The sequence below is a fragment of the Bacteroidota bacterium genome (assembly GCA_018698135.1).
Taxonomy (GTDB): domain Bacteria; phylum Bacteroidota; class Bacteroidia; order CAILMK01; family JAAYUY01; genus JABINZ01.
The window spans coordinates 1-10,753 of sequence record JABINZ010000204.1 but is presented as its reverse complement, the minus strand read 5'-3'; the positions used below and the strand labels follow the sequence as shown (position 1 = coordinate 10,753).

The following is a 10,753-nucleotide window of genomic DNA, read 5'->3' as shown; positions in this document are numbered from 1 at the left end:
TCAGCGTAAATTTCATGGGGTGGATTAAGTTGGGCTCCCTAGAAGCAAAAACAAATCCAGTTTGTCACATATGATAATAGAATCACTGTAATCATTTAAAATATTATAGGCTTTTATTTAAATTTGACCAATCCTAATTGATACAATTATACAAATAACATTCTATGTTCTACGGTTACTCAGCATATAGCAGCCAAAGCATTTTGTTTAAGATGCTACTCTTAATAGTTGTCGCTTTCATTTTTGAATTGTATGCCAATAGAGGACTAAAAAAGGTTTTTGAAAAACAAAAACATAATAAATGGTTAAAGCTATTTGTGAAATTCAATTGGATAATTCTCATCCTTTACACCATATCCTCATTATCCTACTTGACACTAACAAATCTTCCCTGCGATCATTCTATCAGAATGAAATACATCCTATGGCTAAATACAACATTTATACTGATATACGGATCAAAAGCAATATTCTGTTTCTTTATTCTTCTCCGTGATATCCTGCGTTTGATTAGAATAATTGTTGAAAAATTTACACATAAGCAAGTCACATCCATGGTCCTTATCAAGAAGTATTTCTTGAAATCAGGAATTATAATAAGCAGTATACTGTTTATGCTAATTGCCTATGGGATTCTAATTGGAAGACAGGATTATAAGGTTCAAAAAGTTGAAATACAGTTGGATAATCTTCCTGAAGCTTTTAATGATTATAAAATTGTACAAATATCAGATTTGCATATAGGCAGTTTTGGAAATCAAAACAAGTTTGATTATGCCATTGAGCTGATTAATGAATTAAACCCTGATATTGTTGTATTCACAGGCGACATGGTAAATCTGAAAGCTGAAGAAGCCTTAACATATGTGACTACGTTTAATAAAATACAAGCAAAAGATGGGAAATATGCTGTGTTGGGGAATCATGATTTTGGTGACTATAACGAATGCTATGGTCCAAGTCATCGGCTTGAAAACGTAAATCTTCTCATCGAATATCAGCGTGAAATGGGTTTCATCAATCTGCAAAACGAATCAATTTGCCTATTCAGAGGAAACGATTCTATTGCATTGCTTGGGGTGAAAAACTGGGCTGTTACTCCCTATCACAAGTATGGAGATATTGATATGGCTTTAGAGCACTGCAAAAATGTTCCAATAAAAATATTACTTTCTCATGATCCGCATCATTGGGAAATGGAAGTAAAAGATCAGTATGATATAGCCCTAACCTTATCGGGACACACACATGGTGCACAAATTGGAATTGATCTTCCCTTCTATCAGTGGTGTCCACTTGACTGGATGTATCCTTATTGGGGTGGTTTGTATGAGGTAAATCAAAAGTATTTATACATCAATCATGGCTTAGGTGTTATTGGTTTTCAGGGAAGAATTGGGATTCGTCCAGAAATCACATTAATAAGCTTAATAAGCAAGTAAAAGACATTTAAATATTATTCATCACAATAATACTTTCTGAAATTAGTCGTTAGGTATATTATTGATTCTATTTTGAGAAACAAGCTATTCATCTTAATTATTATTTCACTAAATGCAATTGCAGCATTTAGTCAGGATTTTGGTTGTTATGAAATCCCCTCAAAATCATCCTCTTCAACGTATGGTGATTTCACCTATGCAAGAGCTCCATCGTTTCGTTCTAATTTTGATTGGGATAATTTTGAGATAGCACAGCTTAAAGATGGCTATTATAAAGAGTATTATCAATTTCCTCCATGGGATTCGAATTGTGTTAAAATGGAAGGCTTCATAAAAAATGGTAAACGGGAAGGTAAGTGGCAATTATACTTTGACAACGAATACCTGACCGGAGACTTTAGAAATGATAAAAAAACCGGAAGCTGGACATACACCTTTATTACAGAAAACAATGATACGATTTGCTATGCAATTGATAGTTTTAGGAATGACAAGAAAAATGGAATACAAACTAATTATGATAGACACGGAGTTATAACTGAAACCTGCCATTACTTGAATGGTTTAAAGCATGGACAAGAAATTAAATATTATCATAATTTTAAAAATAGTGAATACTACATATCAAACATTAGCAACTATTATGATGGTATTTTAAATGGATCAAAAGTTAGCTTTTGGAATAATGATACCTTAGCTTATGAATTTTATATAAATGGACTTTTACATGGTCGTTGTTTTTATAAACAAGAAGGCTTCATGTCACTCGAAATAGAATACAAAGCTGGAATAGTTGACGGGAATTACAAAGATTATTACTATCCGGGAATATTGGCAAATCATATACTCTTTAAAAACGGTTTACCATATACAGTATATGCAGCAAATTCTAAAAATGGAGATTCTCTATTCGCAGGGACGCTGATAAATGGGAATGGATGTTTAGAATACTATTATGCTAATGGAAAATTAAGAAGCAGTTTCAATTATAATAACCAATTAATCTGTGGGCCAATTTTGCATTTATATAAAAATGGAGACACTGCTGAAATAGGCGTAATAAACTCAATATCAAGCTTAAAAACAAATGCGAGTAAGTATCGCCCCAACTATGACATTAATGTTTATGTGGCAAATCAGCTAAATTTTGGGACAGATACTAAAGTTAATGCTTTTTCTAACTCAGGAGTTCTCCTAATGGAATACCAATATATTGATTCCACAAATTATTGTACACATTGCATTTATGAAAAAAAATATTACAAAAGTGGCGAACTTTCAAATACATATTTCAGTTTTTCAGGATTAGCAATTGGACCATCAACAAAGTATTACAAAAGTGGAAAACCAAAAAGCAGCAGTTATGATAAAATTATACATTCTGACAGTTCAATTGAATCAGTTAAACATGGGCGTTTCAATTATTTCTATGAAAACGGAAACCTACAGGCAAGTATTTACTATCAAAATGGATTTGAAATCGATACTTCTTTTTTCTATAATGAGGATCGGGAATTAATCAGACGAAAAATAGTATACCAGGATGGTTCAGAAAAAAACATTTTTAATGGAGATACTGTTAATTGTAAAGATAGCCATGGTTGGAAACAAGGTAAATGGCTTTATATACCTTACGATAAAATCATGTGCAGGATAGATCCTTATCGCCTTGATTATTACACAGATAACTTTCTGCAGGAAGTTTGGCGGAATAATAAAAAATATGGATGGTTATTGGAAGAGAAATATGAATGGATAAATTCGTGTACAGCAAACTATTCAGGATATGCTTTTGGTAAGCTGTCAGAAACAGGCACATTCTGGTGTGATTATGAAAGGGTAGGAATCTGGTATCAATATCATGAAAAAACTGGACGTATAACAAGACAAATGGAGTATAGAGGAGATTATGTCAGAGGCTCACTAATCGAGTTTAAACGAAATGGTAAAATGAAAAGAAAATATCGAAAATAAAAAACTCGAAAAATCTAACAGGTGGCCTTGTTCCTGTTTGGTTGAAATATCAAATCAGCTTTTTGAAACTTGAAAAGCTGATTCAGTGTTCTTTCCAACAAAATATGCTATTTGATTTTTTCGACCTAACAGGTTTGAACCAACCAGTTAGGTTTGGAATTTCTCCAGTTTGTACTTTGAGCTATCTGCAAGTCTATTTTCAGCTCATGATAAGATTCAAATTCCAACCACATATGCAAACCTAACAGGTGGCCTCGCTCCTGTTTGGTTGAAATATCAAATCAGTTTTTTGAAACTTGAAAAGCAGATTCAGAGTTCTTTCCAACAAAATATGCTCATAAATTTATTCGACCTAACAGGTTTGAATCAACCTGTTAGGTCTGGAATTACTCTAGTGTATACTTTGAGCTATCTGCAAGTCTATTTTCAGCTCATGATATGATTCAAATTCCAACCACATATGCAAACCTAACAGGTGGCCGTGCTCCTGTTTGGTTGAAATGTCAAATCAGCTTTTTGAAACTTGAAAAGCTGATTCAGTGTTCTTTCCAACAAAATATGCTCATAGATTTTTTCGACCTAACAGGTTTGAATCAACCTGTTAGGTCTGGAATTACTCTAGTGTATACTTTGAGCTATCTGCAAGTTTTATATTCAACTCATGGAATGAAATAAATTCATTGAGTCCACCAAACCACTGAATCAAAAATTCGCTATTCACTATACCATTTTGATGAAGAATTTCATGATAACTTGAATATTTAAAGTTTCTAAAATCATTTGTAAGATGATGATGAACAGGATTACGATGGATATAACAAACCAACCATGAAAAATAATCATCCTTGTCAACTAAAATCCTCCTAAATGGAAGATTAAATAATTTACCGCTACGATCATGTGCTTTATTAAACGATTTTGCATAACTATTGAAAAAATTACTAAATGCATTTCTAATAATATCTTCTTCTTCAGAAGAGTCATCACTACTTTCATTAATTTTTACCAAAAGATGAAAATGGTTAGGAATCAAACAATAAGCATAAAGATCGCAGAATGGAAGTATAAATCGGGCTAACTTATTTTTGAAATAGTCATAATCACTATCCGAATTGAAAAGTACTTCATCACCAACAGATTTATTATAAACATGGTAAATATTACTTGGTTCAAGTTTTTCAAAGTAGTTTGTCATTTTTTTGTGCTTTATTTCAACCTAACAGGTTTGAATCAACCAGTTAGGTTTAGGTAATCAACTAAGCAGATAAAAACTTCACCAAACCCTTCTTTTCAATTATTTGCATTAGCTTTTCTGGCAAAGGAGGGATTTTAAATTCCTGATCATTAAGTTTAGCTATTCCATGTTCAAAATCAACACTGAGGCTATCTCCGGCTTTATAAGCATCTACTATTTCGCGATTGACAATAAGAAGTAAACCCTGATTGATTGCTGAGCGGTAGAAAATCCTATTCACTGATTTAACAATAACGGCCTTTACTCCTGCATATGCTAAGCCTACAGCAGGATGTTCCCGTGAACTTCCACAACCAAAATTATCACCTGCCAATATGATATCGCCAGCCGATACATTTTTCCTAAAGTTTTTATCAAATCCTTCAAATAAATGAGGCATGATTGCTTCACCATCTGAACTCAAAACATTGTAAGTCAAATTACCGGCAAACATCTGATCTGTATTCAAATTGTCAACATCGGTATAGTTCCAAATTCCGTCTAATCGTCTGTTTTCAGATTCATTAATTTCTACAGATGAAGATTGTTCCTTTTGATAGGGAAACTTATCTTGATGTGTTGTTCCTCTTGGATCTACAATTTTACCAGCAATTGCTGAAAGAGCAACTGTTGCTGGTGATGCCAAGTAAATCTCAGCATTTGGATTCCCCATTCTTCCCTTAAAATTGCGATTTGCTGTTGATATGATTCGGTAACCATCCGCAGGAATACCTTGTCCTGTGCCTAAACAGGGTCCGCAAGATGCACCTAAAATATTTGCACCTGCTTTGATAAATATTTGAATGATACCTTCCTCCATGGCTTGTAAATAAATTTCCTGAGAGGCAGGTGTTATTAATAGCTGAAAACCTCTACTAATAACATGACCTTTTAATATATCTGAAGCAATTCTTAAATCTTCAATTCGTCCATTTGTACAGGTCCCAATAAATCCTTGGTTGAGTTCTAGTCCTTCTACCTCCGAAACTGCTTTCACATTGTCAACATGATGTGGTGCAGCCACCAAAGGAAATATATCAGACAAATTAATCTCAATTTCTTTGGCATAAATTGCATTCTCATCGGCCCAAACACCTTTTATTTTGCATCCGTAAAAATTGGCAAGCATATCATCTGCTGGAAAAACAGCATTTTTCGCACCCATTTCAGATGCTAAATTTGCTAATGTCATGCGCTCCGATAAATCCAGAGTCTTAACTCCTTCCCCATGATATTCAATTGACATATAGTTGGCTCCGTCCGATCCGATCATACCTATAATCCATAACGAAACATCTTTTGCAAAAACACCGGGTTTTAGTTTTCCCGATAAAGTAATTTTAATTGACTCTGGAACAAGGAACCATGTTTCAGATGTTTTCCATATGCCAGCTGATTCAGTTCTATCGATACCTGCTGCCAATGCATTGAAAGCGCCTGCTGTACACGTATGACTATCACTACCAACAATAATCATTTCGGGTTTGGCATATTTACTCATGATTTGGTGACAAATACCTTTTCCAGCATCATGGAATTTTTCAATGCCTTGCTGCTTAACAATATCACGAATAAGTTGATAATCATTGGCCAGTTTAGCGTTTGTAGGAGGTGCATTGTGATCTAAAACAACTAACATCTGATTTGGATCTTTTACCTTATCACCGCCCATTTTAGCGAAAGTCTTGCTTATGCTGGCTGTATTGTCGTGTGTTAAAACCAAGTCGGGTTTTTTAAAAACAATGCTCCCTACAGGAGCACCTAATATCTTTTCTACAAAAGTTTGTCCCATGTTATTGATTCTTATCTAAAAGGTTTTGTGTATTATTCTTGAATTGAATGTCATATTAAGCTAGGTGAGTAATCTTAGATTTCTCACCACTATTGGATTGAAAATGACAAAAGAAGTGCTTTAATTCCCTAATTGTTCGTCTAATCTTTCTTTATCTCTGATTCGATTTTCAAGCAGGCTTATGTAGCTTTTTGCATCTTTCATATTGTAATTGTAAAAAGCTTTCTTCATCCACTCTACAGCCATATTAAACTCTCCTTGCATTTCGCAAGCTACTCCCATATTATAACAAGCTCTTCCACCAATTTTTTTCTCAGGATTATCCGTTAAAGGTTTCCATATGGCAATTGCCTCATCCCAATCATTCAGTTCGACATATTTTTTTGCTTTTTTAAATTGATCTTCCTTGCCTTTATAATATTTCCTTGAAGCATGAATCCATGTTGGAGAAATTCTTTTACCGAACATACTTCCAGCAAATACACCTGATTGATTGATTGCATTTCTTTTGCTTGGTAAATTATCGTCAGCTCTGGAAGGTGTTGTTCCTTTACCTGTAAATACTTTAGTATCCATGAAGGATTGTTCATCAATAATTCGTTTGTTCGTATTATCGTATATCCGCCATCCGGCATTCACATTAATGTTTAAGTCAGCATAATAGGTTGTAACATTTACTTCTTTGCTTTCCACCTTTTTCTTGCTCACTTTATTATACTTTCTAATGGAATTATCTGAATCAAAAGTCTCTAAAAGAACCAATGCATCCGCATCAACACTTTGGCACAATTCATTTACTGTATTCCAATCCAGTGGATAAGGAAACTCTCTAGTTCCTGTTCCTTTTAAATCGGTCCCAGACAAATAGGATGCAGAAAACCGCGGCCCCGAGTTTAAGTGATTGACCAATCCCAAACCACAATTTTCAGAGCCTTCTCGATCAGCATATATCGATTCTCCAGTGAGTAAACCTTCAATAATATTTTTGGCTTTATCTGATTTATCAGGCAAAGAACGGTTAGCAACAGCTACTTTCTGGATATGTTGAGGAATTGAAATATCTGCAGGAACCAAAACTTGTATTCCTATTGAGCTTGTTGCACAAGATGAAAACAGCCATGCTGTGCAAGCAATCAAAAATAAATTAAGGTGAACTTTTTTCATGTGTTTATTATTTCATGCTAAAATTATATCTTGTCAAGATCCTTTTTCAATTTATCAATCAAAGTCTTTTCTTCAGGAACTATTCCTTCAAATGAATCAGCAATTTTTTCGACAGACACCATACAAATTTCTTTCATTTTATCTGTTATGTTCTCCTTATTATCCGTGATAAATTTAATGAAAGAATCATAGGCTTCATCCATCTCTGCTTTACTATCCAACATTGTTTCAAACTCAAATTCAGTATAAAACGCATGGTTTGTACCAAATTCATCAGTTTGATCGTTCACTTTTAAAAGCACATTCCTAACTAACTTATGCAAGTCATGAACTTCTTCTAATTGTACTTTTCCATCTGCCTTGGCAATGGCAGAAAGTAATTTACCAAGTTCAACATAAAACTGTTTGTAATCGAATTCCATGATTTCAAATTAATTGTTAAAGAAGACCTCCATTTGTATAAATCTCTAATTGCACGTCAAAAAACTTATTAATTGGGCATGATAAATTTTTATCCAAGTTAGATAAAGTTCCATTAATATAATCGACTTTGAGCATATTTCCATTTTCTACTTCAATCGAATCGATATTTTTATAGGTTAATATCGGAAATGCTGCATTAATAGCATTGCGTTCGTAAATAGCCCCAAACGATTCAGCTATAATACATTGAATACCCAGAGACTTGAAACAATCAACAGCTTGTTGTCTTGAACTTCCTGCTCCAAAATTCTTGGTAGTAATGATAATATCACCCACTTTTGCTTTTGATGAAAAATCTTCATAGCCTCTGAGATTATCAAAAGTGTATTGTCCCATTTCATTGATATCTGTAATTGTCAGGTATCGATTATGAAAGATCATATCGGTATCAATATCATCTTGCTTTATATACCAAACACGACCCTGAACAACAGTTGGAGAATCAATTGAATCTTTTGGAATCTGCTTTTTCGCTTTGTTTTTGATTGAATCAGCAGTAAAAACAGCTGGTATTGCTGGAATATTGTTTGAAGTTGTGATATAACCGGCAATTGATGAAGCGGCAACTATTTCAGGAGAAGCTAAATAAACCAATCCTTTACCTTGCTTACCGGAAAAATTTCTATTACCTGTACTAATAGTTACTTCTTCAGGTCCATTCTGACCAACCTGCCCAGCTGCACAGCCAGCACAACCAGCATTAGAAACCAAAGCACCAGCATCTTTAAATATTTTAATTAATCCTTCATTTAAAGCCTCATTCCATATTTCATCGGTAGATGGAACAATTTTCAAAACTACACCTGGAGCGACTTTCTTCCCTTTCAAGATCTTTGCTGCGATTCTTAAATCTGCAATACGTCCATTTGTACAACTGCCAATAAATGCTGAGTCAATTTTCACATTTAATGCATTTTCGACCAAAATGTTATCATGTGGATGACCTGGACTGGCTAACATGGGTTTAAAATCAGAAATTTTCAGTGTCAATTCTTCCAGATAAGTAGCATCATTGTCGGCTTGAATTAATTCAAACCTTTTACCAGATCTTTTTTCAAGCTCGTCTAAGGTTTTAGGTGAAGGTGGAATTAAAACAATGATAGCACCCATTTCTGTGGCCATCGAAGAAATCGTAATTCTTTCATCCAGAGTCAAAGTTTCGATCGCTTCTCCATATAGTTCTACCGAAAAACCAAGGAGTTTGTTTGCTCCAAATACAGAAAGCATATTTAAAACAATATCTTTTGCAGAAACATCCACAGGACGTTCTCCCTCAAAATTAACTTTTACAGAATGTGGTACCTTAAACCAAGCTTTTCCTTTTGCCCAAACAGCTGCAATATCCTGATCTCCCATGCCCTGGCCAAATGCGCCTATAGCACCCATAATGTTTGCATGAGAATCGGTAGACACAAAAGTACTTCCCGGATAAACCAATCCTCTATCAATTGCCAAGTGCGTTCCTATTCCAGCATTGATATCATAAACCTGAATTTCATTATTTCTGGCAAATTGTCGACAATAATGTTGGTTTGCTGCATATTTTTGATCCGATCCTCCCGGATTACAATCGAACGTGAAAAATGTTTTGCTGGAATCATGAATAGATAAATTATTCGCTTCTAAATTTTTAACGACATTAGCTCCACCAAAATCTCTGGCTACTCGTGTGTCGATATAAATATCAACAATTTCACCAGGCTCTACCCTATTTTTATCAGTATGATTGCTGAGTATTTTTTCTATTAAGTTCATTTTTATCATTAATTATTTAAACTATGCTTGAAGTCTTTCTTTAAAAGGAAGAAATGACATAAAATCAGCATGATGTACAATATATGCTTCAGTGGATCTCTTTACATGATTTCCTTCCCCAGCATGAGCAGCAATTATGTGGCATACTTCAGCAGGAACACCACATCTTTCGGCAATTGAAACTCCTGAAAATGGATGACGTAAATATTTTCCATATAAACCCTGAAAAGATTTACCTTCTGCATCCAATTCATATTCTAAAAGCTTCCCCACATCAGCTAATATGGCACCTGCAATTAATACATCCATATTTACAGGAAGTGAATCTTTAAAAAACTCTTCAAATTTCAATGCACTTTCCTTAGCAATATGCACTACAGCTCTTTTATGATCCATAAAACTAACTTTCAAATCTGGGCCACAAAGCAAGGTAAATGGGATAGTTTTTAAATCTTCTGATGTTAGCACACTTTTGTCTAATGCCAGCTTCCAGGTATCTGCCGTTTGTTGTCTTAAAACTTCATCTTCTATCCACATCAATTCAGGCCACAATTCAAATACGTCATTCATCTTTTTCTATGTTTAAATATTTTCAATAATACAGATATTTTCACGAGTTATGCCCTGTAACTAAATGCTTTAGAGAATGTACAATAATTCTCAAAATTCAAGACACAAATCCGCTAATAATAAATTTTAAAATCGTTAAGATGTATTTCAATAAAGGGCTAAAAATAGTTTAAAATTTCAAACAATGATCTTTTTTTGTAAATAATTCAACAAAGTTTGAAGGTAACTAATCAGGGATATATGTAGCAAGGCAATTTAAGCCCTCAAGAACATTGTTTCTAGACTTGATGATTGTATCAATAATTGACCTGTTTATTGCGAAAGTCTGAGCACCATTTG

Annotated in this window: 8 protein-coding genes; 2 read left to right on the top strand and 6 right to left on the bottom strand. The window is 34.0% G+C overall.

What is annotated here, in order from left to right; all coding sequences use genetic code 11:
- Positions 1–164 precede the first annotated feature (164 nt).
- Complete coding sequence (locus HOG71_13255) at positions 165–1,442, top strand: metallophosphoesterase (protein ID MBT5991812.1); 1,278 nt, start codon at positions 165–167, stop codon at positions 1,440–1,442.
- A 72-nt stretch (positions 1,443–1,514) separates the two neighbouring features.
- The gene (locus HOG71_13250) at positions 1,515–3,416 is read left to right on the top strand and encodes a hypothetical protein (protein MBT5991811.1); all 1,902 of its coding nucleotides are present in this window, start codon (positions 1,515–1,517) and stop codon (positions 3,414–3,416) included.
- 613 nt (positions 3,417–4,029) lie between these two features.
- On the opposite strand, the gene HOG71_13245 is transcribed toward HOG71_13250, so the two are convergent.
- The 6 genes from HOG71_13245 to HOG71_13220 form a co-directional block, all read right to left on the bottom strand.
- Positions 4,030–4,611: a transposase gene (locus HOG71_13245; protein MBT5991810.1), complete on the bottom strand. Its 582-nt coding sequence runs from the start codon at positions 4,609–4,611 to the stop codon at positions 4,030–4,032.
- Between the two features lie 61 nt (positions 4,612–4,672).
- Positions 4,673–6,442, bottom strand: a complete 1,770-nt coding sequence (locus tag HOG71_13240) for a homoaconitate hydratase family protein (GenBank protein MBT5991809.1) — start codon at positions 6,440–6,442, stop codon at positions 4,673–4,675.
- Positions 6,443–6,562: 120 nt separating this feature from the next.
- Positions 6,563–7,606, bottom strand: a complete 1,044-nt coding sequence (locus HOG71_13235) for a hypothetical protein (protein MBT5991808.1) — start codon at positions 7,604–7,606, stop codon at positions 6,563–6,565.
- Between the two features lie 23 nt (positions 7,607–7,629).
- Entirely contained in the window at positions 7,630–8,028 is a 399-nt protein-coding gene (locus HOG71_13230; GenBank protein ID MBT5991807.1) for a hypothetical protein, read from the bottom strand.
- 16 nt (positions 8,029–8,044) lie between these two features.
- Positions 8,045–9,844 carry a 3-isopropylmalate dehydratase large subunit gene (locus tag HOG71_13225; protein ID MBT5991806.1) on the bottom strand — a complete coding sequence of 600 codons (1,800 nt, stop codon included), beginning with the start codon at positions 9,842–9,844 and terminating at the stop codon, positions 8,045–8,047.
- 21 nt (positions 9,845–9,865) lie between these two features.
- Positions 9,866–10,414 carry an HDIG domain-containing protein gene (locus HOG71_13220; protein MBT5991805.1) on the bottom strand — a complete coding sequence of 183 codons (549 nt, stop codon included), beginning with the start codon at positions 10,412–10,414 and terminating at the stop codon, positions 9,866–9,868.
- Positions 10,415–10,753: the final 339 nt, after the last annotated feature.

What these genes read in the sequence shown, in the direction of transcription:
- HOG71_13240 (MBT5991809.1), bottom strand. Translation starts at nt 6,442, where the DNA reads ATGGGACAAACTTTTGTAGAAAAGATATTAGGTGCTCCTGTAGGGAGC.
- HOG71_13235 (MBT5991808.1), bottom strand. Translation starts at nt 7,606, where the DNA reads ATGAAAAAAGTTCACCTTAATTTATTTTTGATTGCTTGCACAGCATGG.
- HOG71_13225 (MBT5991806.1), bottom strand. Translation starts at nt 9,844, where the DNA reads ATGAACTTAATAGAAAAAATACTCAGCAATCATACTGATAAAAATAGG.
- HOG71_13245 (MBT5991810.1), bottom strand. Translation starts at nt 4,611, where the DNA reads ATGACAAACTACTTTGAAAAACTTGAACCAAGTAATATTTACCATGTT.
- HOG71_13255 (MBT5991812.1), top strand. Translation starts at nt 165, where the DNA reads ATGTTCTACGGTTACTCAGCATATAGCAGCCAAAGCATTTTGTTTAAG.
- HOG71_13220 (MBT5991805.1), bottom strand. Translation starts at nt 10,414, where the DNA reads ATGAATGACGTATTTGAATTGTGGCCTGAATTGATGTGGATAGAAGAT.
- HOG71_13230 (MBT5991807.1), bottom strand. Translation starts at nt 8,028, where the DNA reads ATGGAATTCGATTACAAACAGTTTTATGTTGAACTTGGTAAATTACTT.